This window comes from Pseudomonas sp. A014 (assembly GCF_052378495.1).
GTDB classification, from domain to species: Bacteria; Pseudomonadota; Gammaproteobacteria; order Pseudomonadales; family Pseudomonadaceae; genus Aquipseudomonas; species Aquipseudomonas machongensis.
Map to the genome: position 1 here is coordinate 1,426,435 of NZ_CP199001.1, position 23,306 is coordinate 1,449,740.

Here is a 23,306-nt window from a genome sequence, read left to right on the forward strand (position 1 = left end):
TCAATTGAGGTAACAAGCAAGATGGCCAAGGCCGCCGATGTCGTTGTGCAATGCCTGGAAAACGAAGGTGTCGAGTATGTGTTCGGCATTCCCGGCGAGGAGAACCTCGACCTGCTCGAATCCCTGCGCAAGTCGAAGATCAAGCTGGTACTGACCCGCCACGAGCAATCCGCAGGCTTCATGGCCGCCACCTATGGCCGCCTGACCGGCAAGACCGGCGTCAGCCTGTCGACCCTCGGCCCTGGTGCGACCAACCTGGTGACCGCCAGTGCCTACGCCTACCTGGGCGGCATGCCGATGATGATGATCACCGGCCAGAAGCCGATCAAGAAGTCCAAGCAGGGCCGTTTCCAGATCATCGACGTGTGCGGCATGATGGACCCCATCACCAAGTACACCCACCAGTTCGCCTCGGCCGACAACATCCCGGCGCGCATGCGCGAGGCCTTCCGCCTGGCTGAGGAAGAAAAGCCCGGCGCCGTGCACCTGGAACTGCCTGAAGACATCGCTGCCGAGCAGACCGACGCGCTGCCGATCCCGCGCAGCCTGCACCGCCGCCCGTTGGCCGAGCACGTGGCCATCGAAGCCGCCGTGCAGAAACTGCAGAACGCCCGCAACCCGATCCTGGTGATCGGTGCCGGTGCCAACCGCAAGATGACCGCCAAGGTCCTCAAGCAACTGATCGACAAGACCGGCATCCCGTTCATCACCACGCAGATGGGTAAAGGCGTGGTCGACGAGCGCCACCCGCGCTTCCTGGGCAACGCGGCGCTGTCGTCCGGTGACTTCGTACACCGCGCTGTCGAAGCCGCTGACCTGATCATCAACATCGGCCACGACGTGATCGAGAAGCCGCCATTCTTCATGGTCCGTGGCGGCACCGAGGTCATTCACATCAGCTTCCGCTCCGCCGAAGTCGATGCCGTGTACTTCCCACAGGTCGAAGTGATCGGCGACATCGCCAACGCCGTGTGGCAGATCAGTGAAGCGCTGACCGACACCTCGCACTGGGACTTCACCCGCCTGATGGCGATCCGTGAAGCCAACGAGGCGCAGATCGCCGAAGGTGCCGACGACGACCGCTTCCCGGTGTACCCGCAGCGCCTGGTTGCCGACATCCGTCGCGTGCTGCCATCCGAAGGCATCGTCGCTCTGGACAACGGCATCTACAAGATCTGGTTCGCCCGCAACTACAAGGCGCACAAGCCCAACACCGTGCTGCTGGACAACGCCCTGGCGACCATGGGCGCCGGTTTGCCATCGGCCATGGCCTCGCACCTGGTGTACCCGGACCGTCCGGTGATCTCGGTGTGCGGCGACGGCGGCTTCATGATGAACAGCCAAGAGCTGGAAACTGCCGTGCGTTTGGGCATGCACATCACCGTGGTGATCCTGCGTGACGACGGCTACGGCATGATCCGCTGGAAACAGGCCAACATGGGCTTCACCGATTTCGGCCTGGACTACGGCAACCCGGACTTCGTCAAGTATGCCGAAGCCTACGGCGCCAATGGCCACCGCGTGGAAAGCGCCGAAGGCCTGCTGCCGCTGCTCGAGCACTGCATCAAGACCCCCGGCGTGCACGTGATCGACTGCCCGGTCGACTACAGCGAGAACGACCGCATCCTCAACAGCGAGCTGCGTGAGCGCGCGCTGGCGGTGTAAGGCCTGAGGTGTCTTCGCGGGCAAGTCGGCTTCCCAGCAGGTTGGGGAAGCGGGCTTGCCCGCGATTGCATTGTGGTGGGCAACAAACCCTTCACCTTATTTTTCCCTGTGCTAGGGTGCACGCATCTCCGCTTTTCAGGACACCCGCACCATGCTCCCGCCGCTCAGCGAAAAAGAACTCGACCGCCTCGAAGACCTCCTGATCACCTACGGCAACGATTACTCGGTACTCAATCTCGCCGAGCTCAACGGTTTCTTCACTGCGCTGGCCAGCTCCCCTGTCAGCGTAAATCCCGAGCAATGGCTGCCAGCCGTTGCCGGCGGCAAGGTGCCCAAGTTCAAGAAGCCCGCCCACGAGGAAGCCTACACTGCGCTGATGCTGCGCTACGCCGACCAGGTCGCCGAGCAGTTGGCCGAGAACCTCGACGGCTTCGAGCCGCTGTTCGAGGAAAGCGAGGGCGAGGAAGGGCCAGCGATCATTCTCGAAGAGTGGTGTTTCGGCTACATGCGCGGCACCCAGGTTGCCGAGTGGAGCGAGTTGCCAGCGCAGCAGGACGCCCTGCTCAAGGCTATTTCCCTGCATGGCCTGGAAGACAATTTCGAGCTGCTCGATGCGATGAGCTTCGACGAACATCAGGCCTGCGTGCCAGGCGTGATCGAGGCGGCCCGCGGTCTGTATCGCTATCAGAAGCTGGTACGCAACTGATCACTGGCGCTTCATGGCGAAGTCGAGACTCAGAGCAACCGGTGGCCATCGACCTGCTACCGCTGACATGTATTGCCGCGGCTGCTTCGCGGGCAAGCTCGCTCTCACCGAGTTTTAGGCAGCGCAGAGCTTGTATTATTCCGGTCAGCGAAATTATGGATTGCTGGCCACACGGATTCTGTTGAACGGCGAACAGGTGCAGGATTCACTCCAGCAGCGCCACTCTTGGATACCGGCGCTCAGACCTCAACCCTTTGAACCGGAGTCCAGACCATGTCCAACCCTATCAAGCTCTATCACTTCCCCAAGTCCGGCCACGCTCATCGCGCCCTGCTGATGCTGTCGCTGCTCAAGCTGCAGCCGGAAGTCATCTTCGTCGACCTGGCCAAGGGCGAGCAGAAAAAGCCTGAGTTCCTGGCCCTCAACCCGTTCGGGCAGGTGCCTGTGATCGACGACAACGGCACCGTCATCGGCGACTCCAACGCAATCCTCGTCTACCTGGCCAAGACCTATGGGCAGGGCCGCTGGTTGCCCCAGGACGCTGCCGGTGAAGCCCGTGTACAACGCTGGCTGTCCATCGCCGCCGGCCCCGTCGCCTTCGGACCTGCCGCTGCCCGGCTGATCACCGTGTTCGGTGCAGGCTTCAATGCCGACGAAGTCATCGGTCGTGCCCACAACCTGCTCAAGGTGCTGGACGCTGAGCTCAGCAAGACGCCGTTCCTCACCGGCAGCGAGCCGAGCATCGCCGACGTCGCCAACTACTCCTATATCGCCCATGCGCCGGAAGGCAACGTGTCGCTGGAGGCCTACCCGAATGTGCGAGCATGGCTGGCGCGGATCGAGGCGCTGGACGGTTTCGTGGCGATGCCGCGCACTGCGGTAGGGCTGCAGGCCGAGGCGTGATCCACGCGACAGGAGATGAGTGATGAACGTCGTCGAACCGCTCGAGAGGTATGCCGCGTGGCCTGGGGACAGCTGCCCTGATATCGACACGCTCGATGTCCCGGCGCTGCCCTGTGCTGCAGAGTGTGAGGCCAGTTACCTGCTGCCGCAGGTCATCACTCATCCCGACCTACTCATTCGCCCCGGCTGCTGAAATAATCGCACATCGTTTCCAGGCAGAAGGGCAGGGCATGGACCACATCCACCTGATGAAGGTATTCGTCGCCGTCGGCGAGCTGGAAAGCTTCGCTGGCGCGGCACGGCGGCTGGACATGTCGCCCGCTGCGGTGACCCGCGCGGTCAGCGCCCTCGAAGAACGCCTGGGGGTCAAGCTGCTGCTGCGCACCACCCGCAGCGTGCGCCTTACCGAGGCCGGTGGCCGTTATCTGGAAGACTGCCGCAGCATCCTCGCCAGCATCGCCGAGGCCAACGAGGCGGCCGCTGGGGTCAATGCCACCCCCAAGGGCGAACTGGCGGTGACCGCGCCGATCCTGTTCGGCAAGAAGTTCGTCATGCCGAGCATCGTGCGTTACCTGCAGCAGTACCCTGAGGTTGACGTGTCGGCCTACTTCCTCGATCGGGTGGTGAACATGGTCGAGGAGGGCATGGATGTGGCAGTGCGCATCGGCCAGTTGCCCGACTCCGGGCTCAAGGCCCTGCGTGTGGGCAAGGTCAGGCGCATGCTCTGCGCCTCGCCTGATTACCTTGCCAGGCACGGCGTACCGACTCACCCCTCCGAACTGCATGAGCATGTGGTGATCGCCACCACCAACCTGTCGCCACGTGCAGGCTGGCGCTTCGGGGTGACCGACGAGCCGACCATGGTGCGCATGAAGCCGCGCCTGACCGTGACCAGCAACGACGGTGCCATTGCCGCAGCATGCGCAGGCCTGGGTATCGCCCGGCTGCTGTCGTACCAAGTGGTCGAGGAGATCGCCAGCGGTCGCCTGCAGGTGGTGCTCGCCGATTTCGAGGAGGCGCCCTGGCCTATCCATATCCTGCACCGCGAGAGCAAGTACGGCTCGGCCAAGGTGCGCGCGTTCATCGACATGCTCGCCGCCGACGTGCGCGCCAAGGGCCTGGACTGACTGTCCGTCAGCCTGGCAGATAACGCAGGCGCAACCCCAGGCTGGTCTGCTCACCTTGTTGCAGCAAGCGCAGCCCCGGGCGCCCGGGCAGGTGATGGGCGTTGATCGGGTGGCTGACCGGCTCGAAGCAGAAGAAGTCGCGATCCTGCGGACAAAACAACAGAAAGTGCTCGGCGCCGCTGGCCTGGCATTCCAGGCGATAACCCGCGTCGGGTTGTTCGATGGTGCACGTGCCTGTCCAGCCTGCGAAGGCGTGATCGATCTGGGTCGGTGGCAGGTGGCTGGGGCTGTCGAAGCGCCAGGCCTGCGGAATGGGCGCCAGCCGTGATGGCAACTCGCCGGTCTCGCCAAGCCACACCTGGCTGGCGGACGCCTGCAGGCGGGTGTCCGGATACCGCGGAAAGTACGGATGCAGGCCCAGCCCGTGCCAGGTCGCCTGAGCGGCAAGGTGAGTGACGTGCAGCTCCAGGTCAAGACGCCCCTCGTGCAGGTGCACATCCAGCATTGCCTGGTAGGCGAAGGGCTGCTGGCTGTCGAGGACCAGCCGTGCTCGCCGCTGGCTGTGGTGCTCCACGCGCCACGGCTGCTGCCAGGCGCTGCCGTGGATCGGGTAGGGATCGTGGTCGGTGTTCGCGGCCAGGGCCTGCCAGCCGTCCGGGCGGGCGAAGCCGCCTGCGGCGATGCGATTGGACCAGGGCACCAGCGGATAGCAGGCCAGGCGCCGGGGTGAGCCGCTGGCGCGTGCTGCGGCGTCGCTGTGGCGCAACAACGCCTGGCCGGTGGCCTTGACCTGCCAGTTGACCAGGCTGGCGCCCAGCGCGGGGGCCAGGGTGAGGCGGGTCAGGCGGTCCTGCAGGTGCAGTTCGGTCATTGCGCTGTTCTCCGGCAGGGCCGTGATCATTTCGCCGCGGGCTGACGGCGGTACGTCAGCAGCACGATGCCACTGACCACCACCGCCCCCCCGAGCAGTTGCAGGCCGCTCAACTGTTGGTCGAGCAGGGCCCATCCCAGCAGCAGGGTGGCGATCGGTTCGATGTTCATCACTGGCGCGTTCTGCGCCATGTTCAGCCGTGGCACGCAAACGAACAGCAGGGTGAATGCCACCCCGTACAGCACCACCAGGCTGGCCAGGGCCATCCATCCACCTGCGCTGCCCGGCAACGACAGGCCCGCCGGCACCCAACCACCAGCGCCTGCCACCAGCATGCTGGTGAACACGATCAGCAAGGTCAGCAGGCTGCGGACCGGGCCATGCACAGCGGCCAGCTTGTTGTCGGTGATCCACAACGCACAGGCGAACACGCAGGCGGCGCAGAAGGCCAGGCTGACCCCGAGGGTCCAGTGCGGATTGCTCGTGCCACTGTCGACCAGGCGTCCCGGCACATCCAGGGCCAGCACCAGGCCGCAGAGGATCAGGGCCATGAACATCACTGTGCGCCCGGTTGGACGTACGCCGTTGAGCGCCCAGTTGAGCAGTGCCAGCAGAATCGGGAAGGTGTTGCCCACCAGCAGTGCCAACGCCACCGGGATGCGCGCCACCGCCGAGTACAGGCACAGGCTCTGAGTGGCGATCAGCAACCCCAGCAGCAATTGCCAGCGCCGGGTGCCGCTGGGCAGCCCGACGGCCTGGCGTTGCCACAGCACCAGGCTGGCCAGGGCCAGGAAGGTGATGCCCGAGCGGCAGAGAATCGCCAGCAGCACGCCGGTGCCGTCATCGAAAGCGATGCGTGCGGCGATGTGGTTGCCGGCGAACGAGCAGGCCAGCAGCGCCAGGAGGGCGATGGCCAGCTTGCGTGGGAAGAGGGAAGGTGACGCGGGAACAGCCATGTGCAGGGTCCATTTGCAAAAGTGGTCGACAGTGAGGGCTTGCAGAAGCGGGGGCCTACGCCAAGGACACCGCACTGCATGGCCACCCGCTCTGCCGGTGATCGCGGGACAAGTCGGGGCGCCGAACCGCCGCTCACACCGGGATAGAGCGGCTGTCCGCGAACTTACAGCACCACGCTTGGCAGCCACAGCGAGATGGCAGGGATGTAGGTCACCGCCATCAGTACCAGGAACAGCGCCAGGTAGAACGGCAGCAGCGCCTTGACCGTCGACTCGATACTGACCTTGCCGATCGCCGAGCCGACGAACAGTACCGCCCCCACCGGCGGGGTGATCAGGCCGATACCGAGGTTGACCAGCATGATCATGCCGAAGTGCACAGGGTCCACGCCGATGCCGGTGATCACCGGCAGCAGGATCGGGGTGAGGATCAGAATCAGCGGCGCCATGTCCATCACCGTGCCCAGCAGCAGGAGCATGAAGTTGATGCACATCAGGATCACGTAGCGGTTGTCCGACAGGGTCAGGAACGCGGTGGTGATCTTCGACGGGATCTGCATCAGCGTCATCACATAGCCGAAGCTGGCTGCGAAGCCGATCAGGATCATCACGATGGAGATGGTCCGCACCGTGCGATGCATCAGCTTGGGCAGGTCGCGCCACTTGTAGTCGCGGTAGATGAACATGGTCACGAAGAACGACCACACCACCGCCACGGCCGCCGACTCGGTGGCGGTGAACACGCCCGAGAGAATGCCGCCGAGGATGATCACCATGGCCATCAGGCCCCAAAGCGCTTCACCGGCGATCTTCAGCGCCTGGCGCATCGGGATCACTTCGCCCTTGGGGTAGTTGCGCTTCTTGGCGAACAACAGGCACAGGCCCATCATCACCGCACTGAGCAGCAGGCCAGGCATCACCCCGGCCATGAACAGCGAGGCGATCGATACCGTGCCGCCTGCGGCCAGCGAATAGAGCACCGAGTTGTGGCTTGGCGGGGTGAGCAATGCCTGCACAGAGCCGCTGACGGTCACCGCCGTGGAGAATTCACGCGGATAGCCCTTGCGCTCCATCTCCGGGATCAGCACCGAACCGACCGAGGCCGTGTCGGCCACCGAGGAGCCGGAAATCGCGCCGAAGAAGGTCGAGGCCATGATATTGACCAGCGACAGCCCGCCACGCACGAAGCCCACCAGCACCCCGGCGAAGGCCACCAGGCGCCGCGACATGCCGCCCTCGGCCATGATCGCACCGGCCAGCACGAAGAACGGAATGGCCAGCAGCGAGAACTTGTTAACCCCGCTTGCCACCTGGATCATCATCGCCTGCAGCGGAATGTCGATCCACCAGGCACCGATCAGTGCAGAGAGCCCCAGGGCATAAGCCACCGGCATGCCCAGCAGGATGAGCGCGATGAAACTGCCCAACAGAATGAACGCATCCATTTATGCCGCTCCTTCGCTTTCTTCCACCAGGTCGAAGCGCACCGCCTTGCGGTTGCTCTGATCGCCCAGCACGAGTTTTTCCAGCACGAAGATCAAGGTCAGCACGCCGCCCACCGGGATCGGCGCATAGGTCATGCCCACCCGCACACCCGGCAGCGAGGCCAGAAACTGGTTCCACGTCGTGATGCACAGCTTGGTGCCGTACCAGGTCATGAACAGGCACACCACGATCATCAGCACCTGCACCAGCACGGCAACCAGCTGGCGCATTGGGGCGGGCATGCGATCGGTGAGCATCGCCACCGCCATGTGTGCGCCGGCGCGGTAGCTGGCGGCGGCGCCGACGAAGGTGAACACCACCATCAGCAGGATTGCGACCGGCTCCGGCCAACTGGAGCCGGTGCCGAGTACGTAACGGGCGAAGATGCCCCAGGGAATGATCAGCGACATGGTCAGGATCGACAGGCCAGCGATCCAGATGCAGCTGCTGTAGAGCCTGTCGTTCAGGCGCAGGAAAAACGTTTTCATGGGCATCACCAAGGCGGCGGCACGGCGGGCACCGTGCTGCCGGGGTCGTCTGGAAGAAGTGGCTTACTCGACCGCGTCGATACGCTTCATCAGGTCGGCGTACTGCGCACCGTATTTTTCGCGTACCGGGGCGGTGGCGTCATAGAACGGCTTGGTGTCCACTGCGATGAACTCGACACCCGCGGCCTTGAGCTTCTGTTCGCTGGCGGCAGACTTGGCGTCCCACAGTTCGCGCTCTTCCATCTGAGCTTCACGTGCGACTTTCTTCACCAGCGCCTGCTGGTCGGCCGTGAGCTTGTTCCAGGTGGTCTTGGACATCACCACCGGCTCCGGCAGGATCAGGTGGTTGGTCAGGGTGAAGTACTTGGCGCTCTGGTAGTGGTTGTGCTCGAGCAGGGTCGGCGGGTTGTTTTCGGCGCCGTCGATCACCCCGGTCTGCAGGGCGCTGAAGATCTCGCCGGTGTCCATGGCGATGCCGTTGCCGCCCATGGCGTTGATCATGTCGATGAACAGCGGGTTGCCCTGCACGCGGATCTTCATGCCCTTGAGGTCATCGATGCTGCGCACCGGCTTCTTGGTGTAGATGCTACGTGAGCCGCCATCCATCCAGGCCAGGGCCACCAGGTTGAATTCGGAGTTGGTGATCTTGTCGAGGATCTCCTGGCCGATCTCGCCATCGATGATCTTGCGCATGTGCGCCTGGTCGCGGAACACGAATGGCATGTTGAACACGTTCACATCCGGCACCACCGGGCCGACGATGCCCAGGCTCACGCGGGTCATCTGCACCGCGCCGATCTGCGCCTGCTCGATGACTTCCTTTTCCGAGCCGAGCACCCCGCCGGCGAACATCTTGAAGGTGATATCGCCATTGCTGGCCTGTTCGAGTTTCTTGCCCATGTTCTGCTCGGCGACCACGGTCGGGTAGCCGGCTGGGTGGATCTCGGCGAACTTGATGTCCAGTGCGCTGGCGGCACTGGACAGACCGAGGGCCAAGGGGAGGGCGGCAAGAAGCAACGTGCGTTTGAAGGTCATGATGAAACTCCGTGGTTTTTATTATCTGGTTTCGGTCGTGCAGGTGTTGGTGAGGTGGGCGCTCAGCCCTGCCAGGGTGTTTCCTCCAGGCCTTTGACGCCGGGGTTCAGGGCGAACACGCCGCCGGCCAGGGGCTGGTCGGCGAGGTCGATGCCGCCGGGGCGGATCGAGGTGACGAACAAGGTATCGAGGTGGGTGCCACCGAAGGCGCACATCGCCGGCTTCTTCACCGGCACGCGCAGCGAGCGGTCCAGGCGGCCATCGGGGGTAAAGCGGTGGATCACCCCCTCGTCGTTGCCGCAGATCCAGTAGCAGCCGTCCTGATCGACAGCCGCACCATCGGGGCGGCCGGGATGCTCGCGCATGTCGACGAACAGCTGCCGGTTATGGGGCGTACCACTGTCGATGTCGTAGTCGAACGACCAGATCGTCTGCACCGTCGGGTGCGAGTCGGACAGGTACATGCGCGTGCCGTCCGGGCTGAAGGCCAGGCCGTTGGGCACGATCATGCCCTCGAGCTGGCGGTGCAGACGCTGGCCGTCGTATCGGTACAGCGCGCCGACCTGGGCGCCCTGCTGCATGTCCATCAGCATGGTGCCGGCCCAGAAACGGCCCTGGCGGTCGCAGCGCCCGTCGTTGAAGCGCATCCCTTCGCGAGCGTGCTCGACGCTGGCCAGGCGGGTGCCGAGCAGGCGCCCATCCTCGGTCGGGTCGAGGGTGAACAGGCCGCTCTCCATCGCCCCGATCCAGCCCTGTGCGCCATGGGCGATGCAGGCCAGCATTTCATCGCCCTGCCAGACGTTTTGATTGCCATCGGCCAGGCGCCAGCGGTGCAGTTGGCGGGCGGGAATATCGACCCAGTACAGGGCCTGCTCGCCGGCATGCCACACCGGGCTTTCCCCGGTGGCGTTGCGCGCGTCGACGATCAGTTCACAGTGCTGCATGGTGCTGCTCCTTGCACGCAGTGGCGGTCAGTCGAAGGGGCCGGCAGCGACAAAGGCGCCGCCCTGGTAGACCATGCTGGGATCGTCGGCGGGAGGCGCGGGCCTTGATTCGACGTCGGCGCGGAACACCTCCGAACTGTCCTTGGGCTGGTAGCCCAGGTGTTCGGCGTGGCGGTTGTCCCACCAGACGGTGCGGTTGTCGGAGGCGCCATAGACCACGGTGTGGCCGACGTCAGGGGTGCGCAGGCTGCGCTCGATGAGTTGCAGCAGGTCGTCGTAGCTCAGCCAGGTGCAGAGCATTCGTGGGTTCTGCGGTTGCGGGAAGGACGAGCCGATACGGATGCTGACGGTCTCGATGCCGTAGCGGTCGAAGTAGAAGCTGGCCAGGTCCTCGCCGTAGCTCTTGGACAAGCCGTAGTAGCCATCGGGGCGGCGAGGGGAGTGGGCATCGAGCCGCTCGTCCTGGCGGTAGAAGCCGATCACATGGTTGGAACTGGCGAAGACGACGCGTTTTACACCGTGCTTGCGCGCCGCTTCGTAGATGTGGAACACCCCGCAGATATTGGGGCCGAGGATATCCTCGAAACTGTGCTCGGTAGACACTCCGCCAAAATGCAGGATGGCATCGACGCCTTCGACCAGCGCGTGTACCGCAGCCTTGTCGGCCAGGTCGCAGGTGATCACTTCTTCATGCGGACCGGCAGCAGGTGCCATCGGGGCGATATCGGAAAGGCGCAGGACTTCGGCGCTGCCTTTGAGGCGTTCGCGAAGCACCTTGCCCAGGCCGCCTGCCGCTCCGGTGAGCAGCAGGCGTTTGAAGGGAGTAGTGGTCATGGCCAGCTCTTGTCGTTGATTGTTGTAGGTTGTCGTACGACATGGGTCGATTATCGACAGCGAATTCGCGGCTTGTCAATGCATGGATGGCATCGGTTTACAGGATCGACAGCGGATAGTTGAAGATCAGCCGGTTCTCGTCGAACTCGTTGTTGCTGAAGCTGCGGCGAATGTTGGAGTTGCGCCACTTCACGCTGAGATCCTTGAACGGCCCGCTCTGGATCACGTAGGCCAGTTCCGATTCACGCACCCACTCCTTGCCATCGCTGACAGCGCCGCTGTGCACGTCGCGGCCACTGATGTAGCGGTTCATCATGCTCAGGCCGGGGATGCCGACAGTGACGAAGTTGAAGTCATGGCGCACCTGCCAGGAGCGTTCGTTGGCGTTGTCGAAGCTGGCGTTGTAGCTGTCGTTGGCCAGGGTGCCGCCGCTGGTGCCGTTGACCCGCATCCAGGTATCGCCGCTGACCTTCTGCAGGCCGACCCAGAAGGTATGGCCGGCATAGCGCGCCGAGAACATGCCCGAGTAGGTCTTGTTGTCCAGTTTGCCGGCGCGTTCGGCGCCGTCGTCCTCGCCCTGGAAGTAGCCGAGGTTGGCGCCCAGGGTCCAGTCGCCCAGTGGCTGGCTGTGGCTCAGTTGCAGGTACTGCTGCTGGTAGACATCCTTGAGTTGGGCATTCCACAGCCCGACCAGGGTGCGCTTGTCGTTGAAGCTGTACTCGCCGCCGACGAAGTTGAAGCGGTCGGACACCCCACCGCCGAAACTCATGTCTTCCATGCTCGCATCGTTGCGTGGGCTGTTGCCGCGGAACTGCCCGCCGTAGAGCGTCAGACCGGCGATCTCGCTGGACGTCACCTGACCCCCACGGAAGGTCTGCGGCAGCGAGCGGCCATCGTCGGAGCGCAGGATCGGCAGTACCGGCATCCACTCGCCGATCTTCAGCTCGGTCTTGGAGATGCGCGCTTTACCTGCCACGGCCAGGCGTCCGAAATCGTCTGCCGGGCGGCCGTCGTCATGGCGTGGCAGCAGGGCCGTGCCATAAGTGCCGCCACCACCGTCGAGCTTGACCGACCACAACCCCAGCACATCCACGCCGAAGCCGATCGGCCCCTCGGTGAATCCCGAGCGGGCGTCGAGGATGAAGCTTTGGGTCCATTCCTCGGCCTTGTTTTGCGGGTTGCTCGGGTCGACGAAGTTGCGGTTGATGTAGAAGTTGCGCAGGTTCAGGGTCGCCTTGGAATCTTCGATGAAGCCGGCGGCCAGTGCAGCGTCGGACAGTGATCCCAGGGCGGTGGCGCCGAACAGGGCGAAGGGCAGGGTCTGGCGGATTTTCATTATTGTTGTGCTCCCAGCAGTGAGGCAGCCGCCTGCCAGGCGCGCGCAAGCGACCGATGACAGGGGCGGTGGGGTTGATGGCCCGTCGTGGGCCAAGGTGCAGCGCGCGGATCGGGCGCTCAGGTACCCGTCGCTGCCAGCGATGTGGCGCGGCGGCGAATGTTGGAAAGAGGGGGAGGCGAATAGCGTGGGTAGGATGTCGACATGATGGGCTTCACTGATTGTTGTTTTTGTTGTGTGTTGTCGTACAACTGCGGCGATTATTAACAACCGATGAAAACGCTGTCAACGCTTTTGCGCAAAGGAATTGATGGGCTATACCGAGTGTTTCAGAGGTTTTTTTTGCCAAATTGCAAAGGAAGGGCTCTAGATCGGTTACGGCAAAGAGATCCTATAACTATGATTTGTCTTCCGAAGTCCCATTGCTTTTTCGCGGGTAAACACCTGCACCCCGGTACAAGCTGGCCCCATCCCTGTGGGCGGGTTTACCCGCGAAAAGCACAATTGCCCTACTGCTGATCAATCCCTGTCATGGCGCCAACAGGAAGCCTGTCACCTCGGCATTGAGGGCGCCGCTGCATTCCTCCGGCAGCCAGTGCCCGCAGCCTTCCAGCACTTTGCCGGTCACATCGGTGCCGTAGCGGCGCATCTGCTCGGCCTGGAACTCACCCAGGCCACCGTTGCCGCCACCACCGATGGCCAACGCCGGAATGATGATGCGGGTCTTGCTCAGTTGCTTGTTGTCGCGGGCATTCTGGTTGAGCACGCGGTAGTACTCGAACGCTGCGTTGAGGCTATGCGGCTTGGCATATGACTTGGCATAGAGATCGAGCAATTGCGGTGTGAACACCGACGTATTGGTTGCGTGCTGCTTGATGAAATGCTCGAAGAACACCCGCTCCTTGCCAGCGATCAGCGTCTCGGCCAGGTTGGGCTCGGCGGCGAAGAAGCTGAAATGCCAGACCAGCGACTCACCCTGCGGCGTGAAGGCGGGGAACTGGTAGAGGCTGTCGTCGGGAATCGGCGCTTCCATGTAGATCACTCGACGGATGTTCGCCTGGTTCTGTACCAGCATGGGGAAGGTGTTCCAGATACCGATGTCGTGGGCCACCAGGTCGAACTTCTGGCCATTGCTCATCTGTGCGGCGAGCTTGTACAGCAGCGGCGCCACATCCGTTGCGCGATACGACGGCGGTGTCTGCGACTGGCCAAGGCCAGGCAGGTCTGGCGCGACAACGGTGAAATGCCTGGCGAGTTCCGGCATCAGTTGGTGCCATTCGTACCAGGTCTGGCCGAAGCCGTGGACCAGGTACACCAGGGGCCCCGAGCCGCCCTTGACGTAGTGCAGCTTCACGCCATCGACGGTCTGGTAGTGGCTGGTGAAGCCTTTGGGGACTGGGAACTCGTCGGCGGCGTGGGCGCCGACGGCAAGCGTGGTGGCGGCAGTCAAGGCCAGGGAGCGCAGTAATTGGCGAAGCATGGTGATGAACCTCTGGGGTGGTTGGAAATCGTGGCTTGATCGTTCAGTGGCCGCTGGCCGCGCTGGCGCCGGCAGCGCGCGCGCCGGGGCGAAATCCGTGTGAGCGGGCAGTCCAGGCAATGGCGAAGGCGATCAGCAGCAGGATGAGTACGGCAGGTGCGAAGGCGCGTGCGCCCCAGCCGTCGAGCAGCGCGCCGCCCAGCAGCCCGGCGCCGGCGATCGCGCCATTCCAGGCGACGACGTTCATCGACAGCGCCACATCCGCGCCGTCGCCTGCGCTATCGGCAAGGGCGGTCTGCAGCAGCGTCGCGGCGCCGCCGAACGACACGCCCCAGACCGCAATGCCGACGAGCACGGCGAGGGGCGCGCTCGACAGCCAGACGAACATCAGTGCGACCAGCGCAAATGCGCCAAGGCTGCCCAGCACGGCGCTGCGCAGGTGCCGATCGACCAGGCGCCCGGTGATGGCGATGCCGACAAGCGCCGCAACCCCGAACACCAGCAGCACCAGGTCGACGCGCTCGAGCAGGCCGGCTTGGGCGGCGAATGGCGCGACGTAGGTGTAGAGGATGTTATGCGCCAACATCCAAGTGATTACCGTGGCCAGGACCGGTCGTACGCCCGGCGTGCTCAGCACGCGACGCAGCGGCATGGCCTGGCGGTCGGTCTGGCCTGGGTAGTCCGGCACTTTCGCCAGCACCCAGACGATCAGCACCAGGGTGAGGGCCGACATGATGGCAAAGGCGCTGCGCCAACCCACTGCACTGCCGAGCCAGGTGCCCAGCGGCACGCCCAGCGAGAGCGCAATCGGCGTGCCGACCATGGCAATCGCCATGGCCTTGCCCTGCTGGTGCGGCAGAACCATCCGCCGGGCATAGCCCGCCAGCAGGCTCCAGGCCAACCCCGCCGAAGCTCCGGCAAAGAATCGGGCGATCAGCGTCAACCAGATGTCGGGTGAAAGGGCGGTGAGCGAATTGAACACCAGGAAGCCGATGATCGTGGACAGCAGCACGCTGCGACGCTTCCAGCTTCGGGTCAGGATGGTCAGCGGGATGGCGGCGACCAGCGAGCCCACTGCATAGGCGGTGACGGTCTGGCCAGCCATTGCCGAGGTGATCGACAGGCCGTCGCTGATCTGTGGCAGCAGGCCTGCGGGCAGGGTTTCGGTGACGATGCAGATGAAGCCTGTCATCGCCAGGGCCAGCAAGGCAGAGACCGGCAAGGGCTCAGCCGTGTCGAGCGTGGTGGCGGTAGAAGAGGTCACGAGAGCTCCTGTGATTGCTGGTTAAAATATATCGATCGATACATAAGTGAGGCAGCACTCACCCGACGGCATCGAGCCGCCCCAGACTTAAATATCGATCGGTATATAAATTAGGAGCGCTCGCGTGTCGTTGTCAATGACTTATGTATCGAATAGTATCTATGTCATTTGGAGGAGCAGTTGATGGCGCGGATGGGCAGACCCAGAACCTTCGACCGCGATAACGCGATCGACCAGGCCATGCACCTGTTCTGGGAGCACGGCTACGAATCCACATCGCTGGCGCAATTGAAGGCGGCGATTGGCCCAGGCATTTCCGCGCCCAGCTTCTACGCAGCCTTTGGTTCGAAGGAGGCGCTGTTCCAGGAATGTGCCCAGCGCTACCTGGCAACCTATGCGCAAGTCACCGAATGCCTGTGGAACCTGGACCTGCCTCCGCGTCAGGCGCTGGAGCAGGCACTGCGCCAATCCGCCCGCATGCAGTGTGAGGACGGTCACCCGAAGGGCTGCATGGTCGGCCTGGCAGTGATGAGCGCACCCTCTGCGGAACTGGCGCAGGTCACCGCACCCTTGAACCGCTCCCGGGCACGCACCCGCGCCGGTATCGCCGGCTGCGTCAGCCGTGCGCTCGAAACGGGTGAGCTGCACCAGGACGTCGATGTCCAGGGGCTCAGCGTGATGTTCGACAGCTTTCTGGTCGGGCTTTCGACCCTGGCGCGGGACAACATCGGCATCGAAGCGATGGAGCGCGCGATCACTCAGGTGATGCGGCTGTGGGATCTTTCCACGACGGGTGTGCAAAGCACCGCGTCGTGATCATTCGAGCACTTGAACATCCAGTGCCTGGCACAGGGCACGTAACTTTGGGGTCAGGTTGGCTTCCCGGATCGGCTCGAGAGCGTCGTGCTGTTTGTAGTACTTGGCGTAGATGGCTTCAGTCACAGGTCTCTGCTCACCCTCGGCGTTGAGCTCGATATCCGAGAATTTCACCACGCCAACCGGATTGAATCCGGCCCGCTCGACCATCTGCTGCATACCGCGGGTCTTCGTGGTGACGTAACCCCAGGCCATTGCGATGTCCAGTTTCGCTGCCAGCGCATCGATGGCGTAGCCTGCGAACAGCGTGGCGCCGGTGCCCCTGTGTTGCGGTGCACACGCACCGAACTTGTTGAACAGGGTGCGGTTGAGCAGATTGATCTCCAGGCACATGACGCAGATCATCTCGCCCTCGTAGACCCCGACGTAGACGATGGTGTCCTTGTCGGCTTCGCCGGCGAGCGACACGTTCTGCAAGTAGTACTGCGGGTCGCTGAAGACCCGACCGATCCCCACGCCCACATCCGGGTGCCAGCGCCTGACCAATTGGCTCAGCCGCTCGACATCGCTGCGCGCCAATTGACGGTAGCTGTATTGCGCCGGGGTGACGGTGTTCTCGGGCAGCTCGTGCAGGTCTGGCCAGATCTTTTCTTGCATGTGTTCACCTTGTCTTGGACAGAGAGATTGCGACAGCGCAAAAAGCCTACCTTCCAGATGGTAGGCTGGTCAATCCATAGCGAGCCTAAAGCACAGGTGCGCTCAGCGCGTCGGGAAAAACAATATGAAGCGGATGGTGTCCGGCTGTGGCTGCTCCACGCTAGCCGTTCCTCCGTGCAACTGCATGATCGCGGTGACGATCGCCAGCCCCAGCCCATTGGAGTCGGAACGCTCATGGCGCGAGGCATCGCCGCGGTAGAAACGGTCGAACAGGTTGCCCAAGGTGGCTTCGCCCAGCGTCGGGCCCTGGTTCTGCACCTCGATGCGCATACCGTTCTCGACGGCACGCACCTGCATCAGGACGGTGCTGCCCTCATCGGCATAGCGGATCGCGTTGGCCACCAGGTTGCTCAACGCCCGGCGCAGCAGCAGAGGGTCGGCCAGCACCGTACCGTTGCCCGAGGTCTGCATCGACAGTTGCCGCTCTTCGGCGAGCCCTTCGAAATACCCCGCCACCCGCTGCAGTTCATCGTGCAGCGACAGCTGCTGGCGCTCCAGCACGGCCTGCGCTTCGTCGGCGCGGGCGAGGAACAGGATGCTCTCGACCATCCGCGAGATACGCTCCAGCTCCTCGAGGTTGGACGCCAGCAGGGCCTGGTATTCATCTTCACTGCGTGATTGGCGCAAGGCCACCTGGCAATGCCCCATCAGCGAGCCCACGGGGGTGCGAATCTCGTGGGCAAGGTCGGCGGAGAACTGGTTCAGGCGCTGGTAGCCGGCGGCGAGGCGGTCGAGCATGGCGTTGTACGCGTGGCTCAGGCGCAGCAGTTCGACCGGCGTGTCGTCGCTGTCCATGCGGCTGTCCAGCCGCTGCGGGGTGATCCTTGCCGCGTGCGCGGCCATCTTGCGCAACGGGCGCAGGCCACGGTACAGCGACAGGTAGCCCAGCACTGCCGTCAACAGGAACGCCAGGCCTGCGGCCAGGTAGATGCGCTGGCGGAAGGCTTCGAGCATGGCCATTTCCTTGGTCATGATGTGCGCCGCCGTAAGCTTTACCTCACGACCGCCGGAGATCGTCATCACGCTGGCTGCACGCAACGGCACGCCAGCGGCGGTGGTGCCGTCGCGCAGGTCGTTCACCTTCAACGGCGTGTCGGGGCCCACCTCGTCCAGTTGCGGCAGCACGGCCTTCAGCGGATTGACCTTGATCAGCGGTGCCTGCCCGGGCTCTTCGATGATGAAGATGTCCTCTTCATTGTTGAGCATGTTCTCCAGGATCTGCGGGTTGACCCGCAACCGGTCCAGCTCCAGGTCATAGCGCAGCAGCTTGCGAAAATGATCCAGGCGCCCGAGCACCGAGTAGTCGGTGCTCTTCATCACCGAGACGCGCATCGAGTCGTACAGGTACAGGCCGGCCCCGGCCACTACCAGCATTGCCACCAGCGCAAACGCCAGGGTCGAGCGCAGGGTCAGGGACGGGGCGCGTCGTCGGCGCATGGCCGTACCTCGCAGACATAGCCGATGCCGCGCACGGTATGGATCAGCTTCAGCGGATAGGGCAGGTCGATCTTGTTGCGCAGCCGCTTCACCGCCACGTCGACCACATTGGTGTCGCTGTCGAAATTCATGTCCCAGACCTCCGAGGCGATCTGCGCCCGCGACAGCACATCGCCTTCGCGACGCAGGAACAGGTGCAGCAGGGCGAATTCCTTGTTGGTCAGCGCGATCACCTGCTGCTGGCGCGTGACCCGTCGGCGGATCAGATCCAGTTCCAGGTCGGCGAGGTGGAAATGATCGGCCTCGCGCACCACGCCCCGGCGCAGGATGGTGCGGATGCGCAGCAGCAGTTCGGTGAAGGAGAACGGCTTGACCAGGTAGTCGTCGGCACCGAGCTCCAGGCCACGGATGCGGTCCTGCAACTGGTCGCGCGCAGTGAGAAACAGCACCGGCACGTCCTGCCTTGCGCGCAGCAGCTCGATGATCTGGAAGCCGTCGATGCCCGGCAGCATCACATCCAGCACGATCAGGTCGTAGGGCGTCTCCAGCGCCTGGTGCAGGCCATCGGCGCCGTGCTGGGTCCAGTCGACGTTGAAGCCGGATTCGCCGAGGCCCTTTTTCAGGTACTCGCCGGTCTTGGTGTCGTCTTCGATCAACAGGATATGCATGGGGGCAGGGCTCGGGCCTCGGGTGGCGGGCAGGCGAAGAGGCAGTGTAACCAGCACGGCAAGCTGCTGTCGGTTACATTTCTGTCATTTGGCGGTGCCGAGGACGAATGACAGAAATGTAATCGGCCGGTCATTCTGAGGTCCCGAGGCGACACCAAAGATAGCGGCACTTCAAACCGCTGAGGATGTGTCGCAATGAAGACCAAGACTGCCCTGTCCACCGCGTTCGGCCTGTTGATGGCCGGCGCCACCGTGCTTGCCAGCGCCGCCGACATGCCTGTGATCAAGCCACTGCGTGGCGTGATCGAAGATGTCAGCAGCAACGCCCTGACTTTCAAGACCCGCACCGGCGCGCAGCAAACCATCGGCCTGACCGACAAGACCGGCGTAGTCCGTGCCTCCAAGGCCGACCTCGCCTCGATCAAGACCGACAGCTTTGTCGGTTCTGCCGCCATTCCCCAGGCCAACGGCACCCTCAAGGCCCTGGAAGTGACCGTCTTCGACGCCAGGCTCAAGGGCAGCGGCGAAGGCCATTACGGCTGGGAGAACGCCGACGGCAGCACCGGCACCATGACCAACGGCACCGTGGGCAAGCTCTCCAGCGCCAATGGCCGCACGTTGACCGTCAATTACAAGGGCGGCGAGAAACAGTTGGTGGTGCCGGATGACGTGCCGATCGCCTTCGTCGAGCCAGGCAGCGCTGCCGAGCTGGTCAAGGGCGCCAAGGTCGTGGTGTTCCCGGCTGAAGACGGCAAGAACGCACGCGGCATCGCCGTCGGCAAGGACGGCTTCCAGCCGCCGATGTAACCACCTCGGCCACCCAGAGGCAGCGCCACGACCGCTGTCGCTGGGCGGCTGCCGTGGCCTTCGCGAAGGGGGCAGTATGAAGAATACCCGTATTCATTCCTGGCCGATCCGCCTGATGCACTGGCTCAATGCCCTGTGCATGGTGTGCATGTTCATGAGCGGCTGGGCGATCTACAACGCCTCGCCGCTGTTCGGTTTCAGGTTTCCCGCCGAACTGACCGTCGGCGGCTGGCTCGGCGGCTCGCTCGCCTGGCATTTCGCATTCATGTGGCTGCTGGCGATCAACGGCCTGGCCTATGTGCTCCATGGCCTGCTCAGCCGACACTTCCAGCGCGACCTGCTACCGGTTTCGCCCCGTGCCGTTGCACGTGACATGAGTGCTGCGTTGCGCCTGAAGTTGGTACACGAAAAGGGCGTCTACAACGCGGTGCAGCGCCTGATGTACTGGTTGGTGCTGGCGGCCGGTGTGCTGATCGTGCTGTCGGGGCTGGCGATCTGGAAGCCGATTCAGCTCCAGCAATTGACCGCCTTGTTCGGCGGTTACGATGCCGCGCGCTACGTTCACTTCGCCGCGATGGCGGCCATCGGTGCCTTCGTCGTGGTGCATCTGGTGCTGGTGTTGCTGGTGCCCAAGACCCTGTTGCCGATGATCACTGGCGGCACGCGGCCGATTCGAATAGGAGACCGCCAGGCATGAGCGCTTCGAAAAAAGGCCCGCGCATCCAGCTCGAGCCCGCCCAACGCCTGCAACTGGAGAACATCCAGCGTCGCAACTTCCTGCGTGGCGGGCTCACGGTCGGCGCGATGGCGATGCTTAGTGGCTGCAATCTGCAGGATGGCGATCAGGTCGACCGTGTGCTGTGGGCCATGTCGCGCTGGAACGATCGAGTCCAGGCCTGGCTGTTCAGCGGCCAGCGGCTCGCCCCGACGTTCAGCAAGGCGCAGATGACCCAGCCTTTCCCTTTCAACGCCTATTACGGACAGGACGACATTCCCGAAGTGGACCTGTCCGACTACGCCCTGAGCGTTTCGGGCCGCGTGCGCGACAAGTCGCCCTGGACCCTCGACGGCCTGCGCAAGCTGCCCCAACGCACCGACATCACCCGGCTGGTCTGCGTGGAGGGCTGGAGCGCGATCGGGCAGTGGGGCGGCGTGCCGCTGCGGATTTTTCTCGAACATATCGGGGCAGACACCACGGCCAAGTACGTCGGCTTCAAATGTGCCGATCGCTATTACTCCAGCCTGGACATGGCCACCGCGCTGCATCCCCAGACCCTGCTGGCGCTGGATTATGGTGAGGTCGCACTGCCGCCGGAGTATGGCTATCCGCTGCGGCTGCGGGTGCCGACCAAGCTGGGGTTCAAGAACCCCAAGCACATCGTCGAGATCTACGTCAGCAACGATAATCCTGGCGGGTATTGGGAAGATCAGGGGTACAACTGGTTCAGCGGGATCTGATCCAGGGCTCGATACTGGTCCGCCCGCAGCATCTCGATGTAGCGCTGCACCGCCGGCGCCTTTTCGAAGCGGCGATGCAGCAGGGCCAGGCACGAGCGCGGTTGGCAATCTTCGATCGGCCGGTAGTTGACCTGCGGCAGGCTGACCCGGCGCACCATCGACTCCGGCACCACCGCGATGCCCTGGCCCAGCGACACCAGGGCGACCACCGCCACCAGGCTGCCGGGCTGCGGCCCCAGGTGGGGGGTGAAGCCGCCCTGTGCGGCTACCGCCAAGGTGCCGGAGATCTGCTCGGGCAGGATGAAGGTTTCCCCGGCCAGCCGTGCGGCGTTGATCTGCGGCAGTTCGTTGAGGCGGGAGCTGGAGGGCAGGGCGAGGACGAAGCCTTCTTCCAGCAGCGTGATGGCGTTCAGTTCTTCTGGCAGCTCCATGGGCATTCGTACATAGGCGAGGTCAAGCAGCCCGTCACGAACCAGCTCGGGCGAGGCCATCATGCCCACCTCGCGAATATTGAGCTGGACGCCGGGGCAGGATTGACTGAAGTGCGTCACCTGCTGCTGCAAAAGCCCCGAGTACGCCGCAGAAGCCACATAACCCAGCTCGATACGCCCCACATCACCCCGCCCGGCCCGCTGCGCGCCAAGTCGCGCAGCATCGAACTGGCGCACCGCCTGCAATGCTTCGACCCGCAGCGCTTCACCCGCCGCGGTGAGACGCACGGCCCGCTGGTTGCGCTGGAACAGGCGCACACCCAGTTCGTTTTCCATGTCCTGGATCTGCCGGCTCAGCGTTGGCGGAGCGATGCCCAACTGCTCTGCGGCACGGGTGAAGTGACCGTGCTGGGCAACGCTCAGGAAGTAGCGGAAATGGCGGATTTCCATGGGTGCTTGTCGGCTCCGGGACGCGTAACGGTGCTGTCACGCTACAAGGCCGTTGGTCCGGGTGCCAAGTGCCTAGGTAAAAAAAACGGCGTGAAATTCGAACTTCACGCCGTGGCCGCTCACGGCGCGGCCCAATCACTTCGAACGGCTCAGCCTCGGGTACTCGTTGTGCGCATACTCTGCGTCAACCCCGCGCCTGTGCCGCTTCGAAGCATCCCGACGCACACCAGCGACAGTGCGATCGCCAGTCGACGGACAGCCGATACCGCGGTCTTTATCAAAGATCTGGATGGGGTGTTCATGATGTGTCCTGGCCAATGTATTGATGACCGTTCAATGCTACGGCTGTCGATCGTTGTGATTCGTGAGTAATTAATATTTACTGATCATATTTCGTGATGAGTTGAGATCCCCATGTCTTCGCATCCTTCGTCGTCGGCACTTGCGCTGGATATCGTGCTGTTGCGTACCTTCCTTGCGGTGGTCGACCTGCGCGGTTTCGCCGCTGCGGCCGATCGTCTGGCGCTGACGCCGTCAGCGGTCAGCGGCCACATCAAGCGCCTGGAGGAGAGCCTGGGGACGCGCCTGTTGCAGCGCACCACCCGCCAGCTGGACATGACGCCAGCCGGAGAGACGCTCTACACCTACGCCCGCAATATCCTCGACCTGGAGCAGGAGGTGCGGGCGCGCCTGCGAGGTGAGTCGTCCGCCGGGCGTTTGGTGATCGGTGCTTCCGAAGACTTCGCCGGCACCTGGCTTGCGCAGGTGCTGCAGGTGTTTCGCCGGGGGCATCCGGGCATCGCCATCGAGCTGCGGGTGGGCATCACTACCGAACTGCTGCGCCAACAGGCGGAGGGTGAACTGGATGTGGTGTTCGGCAAGCGCTGCGCACGCATCGAAGACGACAGTGAACTGCTGTGGGAAGAGCCTCTGGTGTGGGCCTTCGCCGAACACACCGCCTTGCCGTCCGATGAGCCCGTGCCGCTGTCGGTGTTTCCCGAGCCGTGCGTGTACCGCGAGTCGGCGATCAATGCCCTGGCGGCGGCGGATGTTGACTGGCGCCTGGCGTTCGAGAGCCGCAGCATGGCCGGTTGCCTGGCTGCGGCGCAGGCTGGCTTCGCCGTCAGCCCCGTGGCGCAGAGCCAGTTGCGCCACGGGCTGCGTGCGGTGGACGAAAGCGAAGGCTTGCCGCCGCTGGCGACGGCACGTTTCCACGCCTTCACCGGCAAGCCCACACCGATGACCCGCGCGCTGGTCGATGCCGTGCGCGAGGTGGGGCGCAGGCGCCGTTTTGCCAGCGACTGACGCGCATCATCGCCGGGCGTCGTGTTGCGTGCAGAGGGAGGTATCAGCACGCCCCCGGCGATGCCGGGGCGTGAGATGTCTTGTTGGAATGGGGGACGTGCGGTTAGGTAGTCAGCGAGTCGA

24 protein-coding genes are annotated in these 23,306 nt (G+C 63.8%); 10 read left to right on the forward strand and 14 right to left on the reverse strand.

The features are described 5' to 3' along the window. The first annotated feature begins 21 nt into the window (after nucleotides 1-21). The 5 genes from ACTYOL_RS06790 to ACTYOL_RS06810 all read left to right on the forward strand — a co-directional run bounded on the left by ACTYOL_RS06790 (nucleotide 22) and on the right by ACTYOL_RS06810 (nucleotide 4,401). Complete coding sequence (locus ACTYOL_RS06790) at nucleotides 22-1,665, forward strand: acetolactate synthase large subunit (protein ID WP_065861364.1); 1,644 nt, start codon at nucleotides 22-24, stop codon at nucleotides 1,663-1,665. A 151-nt stretch (nucleotides 1,666-1,816) separates the two neighbouring features. After that, nucleotides 1,817-2,371 (forward strand): UPF0149 family protein, encoded by a 555-nt coding sequence (locus ACTYOL_RS06795; protein ID WP_197893005.1) that lies wholly within the window; start codon nucleotides 1,817-1,819, stop codon nucleotides 2,369-2,371. A 273-nt stretch (nucleotides 2,372-2,644) separates the two neighbouring features. Further along, nucleotides 2,645-3,274 carry a glutathione S-transferase family protein gene (locus ACTYOL_RS06800; RefSeq protein WP_200603562.1) on the forward strand — a complete coding sequence of 210 codons (630 nt, stop codon included), beginning with the start codon at nucleotides 2,645-2,647 and terminating at the stop codon, nucleotides 3,272-3,274. 22 nt (nucleotides 3,275-3,296) lie between these two features. Beyond that, on the forward strand, nucleotides 3,297-3,467 hold the full coding sequence (locus tag ACTYOL_RS06805; RefSeq protein ID WP_323454538.1) for a hypothetical protein: 171 nt from the start codon (nucleotides 3,297-3,299) through the stop codon (nucleotides 3,465-3,467). A gap of 37 nt (nucleotides 3,468-3,504) precedes the next feature. Next, complete coding sequence (locus ACTYOL_RS06810; RefSeq protein WP_054892944.1) at nucleotides 3,505-4,401, forward strand: LysR family transcriptional regulator; 897 nt, start codon at nucleotides 3,505-3,507, stop codon at nucleotides 4,399-4,401. Nucleotides 4,402-4,408: 7 nt separating this feature from the next. On the opposite strand, the gene ACTYOL_RS06815 is transcribed toward ACTYOL_RS06810, so the two are convergent. From ACTYOL_RS06815 to ACTYOL_RS06860, 10 genes are all read right to left on the reverse strand, one after another. After that, a complete protein-coding gene (locus tag ACTYOL_RS06815; RefSeq protein WP_444757695.1) occupies nucleotides 4,409-5,272 on the reverse strand; it encodes an aldose 1-epimerase in 864 nt (287 codons plus the stop codon). A gap of 26 nt (nucleotides 5,273-5,298) precedes the next feature. After that, nucleotides 5,299-6,228: an EamA family transporter gene (locus ACTYOL_RS06820; RefSeq protein WP_444757696.1), complete on the reverse strand. Its 930-nt coding sequence runs from the start codon at nucleotides 6,226-6,228 to the stop codon at nucleotides 5,299-5,301. 164 nt (nucleotides 6,229-6,392) lie between these two features. Beyond that, nucleotides 6,393-7,673 (reverse strand): TRAP transporter large permease, encoded by a 1,281-nt coding sequence (locus ACTYOL_RS06825; RefSeq protein ID WP_054892941.1) that lies wholly within the window; start codon nucleotides 7,671-7,673, stop codon nucleotides 6,393-6,395. Beyond that, the gene (locus ACTYOL_RS06830) at nucleotides 7,674-8,201 is read right to left on the reverse strand and encodes a TRAP transporter small permease (RefSeq protein WP_444757697.1); all 528 of its coding nucleotides are present in this window, start codon (nucleotides 8,199-8,201) and stop codon (nucleotides 7,674-7,676) included. A gap of 63 nt (nucleotides 8,202-8,264) precedes the next feature. After that, nucleotides 8,265-9,236: a TRAP transporter substrate-binding protein gene (locus ACTYOL_RS06835; RefSeq protein ID WP_054892939.1), complete on the reverse strand. Its 972-nt coding sequence runs from the start codon at nucleotides 9,234-9,236 to the stop codon at nucleotides 8,265-8,267. 62 nt (nucleotides 9,237-9,298) lie between these two features. Then, complete coding sequence (locus ACTYOL_RS06840) at nucleotides 9,299-10,180, reverse strand: glucurono-1,5-lactonase (protein ID WP_444757698.1); 882 nt, start codon at nucleotides 10,178-10,180, stop codon at nucleotides 9,299-9,301. A 27-nt stretch (nucleotides 10,181-10,207) separates the two neighbouring features. Beyond that, complete coding sequence (locus ACTYOL_RS06845; RefSeq protein WP_054892937.1) at nucleotides 10,208-11,014, reverse strand: NAD-dependent epimerase/dehydratase family protein; 807 nt, start codon at nucleotides 11,012-11,014, stop codon at nucleotides 10,208-10,210. 97 nt (nucleotides 11,015-11,111) lie between these two features. After that, nucleotides 11,112-12,350, reverse strand: a complete 1,239-nt coding sequence (locus ACTYOL_RS06850; protein ID WP_444757699.1) for an OprD family porin — start codon at nucleotides 12,348-12,350, stop codon at nucleotides 11,112-11,114. Nucleotides 12,351-12,879: 529 nt separating this feature from the next. Then, the gene (locus ACTYOL_RS06855) at nucleotides 12,880-13,830 is read right to left on the reverse strand and encodes an alpha/beta fold hydrolase (protein WP_444757700.1); all 951 of its coding nucleotides are present in this window, start codon (nucleotides 13,828-13,830) and stop codon (nucleotides 12,880-12,882) included. Nucleotides 13,831-13,873: 43 nt separating this feature from the next. Next, entirely contained in the window at nucleotides 13,874-15,094 is a 1,221-nt protein-coding gene (locus ACTYOL_RS06860; protein WP_444757701.1) for an MFS transporter, read from the reverse strand. A 183-nt stretch (nucleotides 15,095-15,277) separates the two neighbouring features. On the opposite strand from ACTYOL_RS06860, the gene ACTYOL_RS06865 reads away from it, so the two are divergent. Continuing rightward, nucleotides 15,278-15,910 (forward strand): TetR/AcrR family transcriptional regulator, encoded by a 633-nt coding sequence (locus tag ACTYOL_RS06865; RefSeq protein WP_197893024.1) that lies wholly within the window; start codon nucleotides 15,278-15,280, stop codon nucleotides 15,908-15,910. Here ACTYOL_RS06865 and ACTYOL_RS06870 read toward each other — a convergent pair whose 3' ends face one another. The 3 genes from ACTYOL_RS06870 to ACTYOL_RS06880 form a co-directional block, all read right to left on the reverse strand. After that, nucleotides 15,911-16,567 carry a hypothetical protein gene (locus tag ACTYOL_RS06870; protein WP_444757702.1) on the reverse strand — a complete coding sequence of 219 codons (657 nt, stop codon included), beginning with the start codon at nucleotides 16,565-16,567 and terminating at the stop codon, nucleotides 15,911-15,913. Nucleotides 16,568-16,669: 102 nt separating this feature from the next. Next, entirely contained in the window at nucleotides 16,670-18,064 is a 1,395-nt protein-coding gene (locus ACTYOL_RS06875; RefSeq protein ID WP_444757703.1) for a heavy metal sensor histidine kinase, read from the reverse strand. Then, entirely contained in the window at nucleotides 18,037-18,732 is a 696-nt protein-coding gene (locus tag ACTYOL_RS06880; protein WP_054892930.1) for a heavy metal response regulator transcription factor, read from the reverse strand. Before ACTYOL_RS06880 ends, ACTYOL_RS06875 begins: the two co-directional genes overlap by 28 nt. A gap of 195 nt (nucleotides 18,733-18,927) precedes the next feature. Between ACTYOL_RS06880 and ACTYOL_RS06885 the strand changes: the two genes are divergently transcribed. The 3 genes from ACTYOL_RS06885 (at nucleotide 18,928) to ACTYOL_RS06895 (ending at nucleotide 20,997) form a co-directional block, all read left to right on the forward strand. Continuing rightward, nucleotides 18,928-19,539: a hypothetical protein gene (locus tag ACTYOL_RS06885; RefSeq protein WP_065861377.1), complete on the forward strand. Its 612-nt coding sequence runs from the start codon at nucleotides 18,928-18,930 to the stop codon at nucleotides 19,537-19,539. Between the two features lie 76 nt (nucleotides 19,540-19,615). Next, on the forward strand, nucleotides 19,616-20,236 hold the full coding sequence (locus ACTYOL_RS06890; protein ID WP_065861378.1) for a cytochrome b/b6 domain-containing protein: 621 nt from the start codon (nucleotides 19,616-19,618) through the stop codon (nucleotides 20,234-20,236). After that, nucleotides 20,233-20,997, forward strand: coding sequence for a molybdopterin-dependent oxidoreductase (locus ACTYOL_RS06895; protein WP_063543553.1), 765 nt, complete (start codon nucleotides 20,233-20,235; stop codon nucleotides 20,995-20,997). The genes ACTYOL_RS06890 and ACTYOL_RS06895 overlap by 4 nt, the downstream gene beginning before the upstream one ends. Here ACTYOL_RS06895 and ACTYOL_RS06900 read toward each other — a convergent pair. Next, complete coding sequence (locus ACTYOL_RS06900; RefSeq protein WP_444757704.1) at nucleotides 20,967-21,878, reverse strand: LysR family transcriptional regulator; 912 nt, start codon at nucleotides 21,876-21,878, stop codon at nucleotides 20,967-20,969. The genes ACTYOL_RS06895 and ACTYOL_RS06900 overlap by 31 nt on opposite strands. Before the next feature lie 414 nt (nucleotides 21,879-22,292). Here ACTYOL_RS06900 and ACTYOL_RS06905 point away from each other — a divergent pair, with 414 nt between their 5' ends. Further along, nucleotides 22,293-23,183, forward strand: coding sequence for a LysR substrate-binding domain-containing protein (locus ACTYOL_RS06905; protein ID WP_065861381.1), 891 nt, complete (start codon nucleotides 22,293-22,295; stop codon nucleotides 23,181-23,183). Nucleotides 23,184-23,306: the final 123 nt, after the last annotated feature.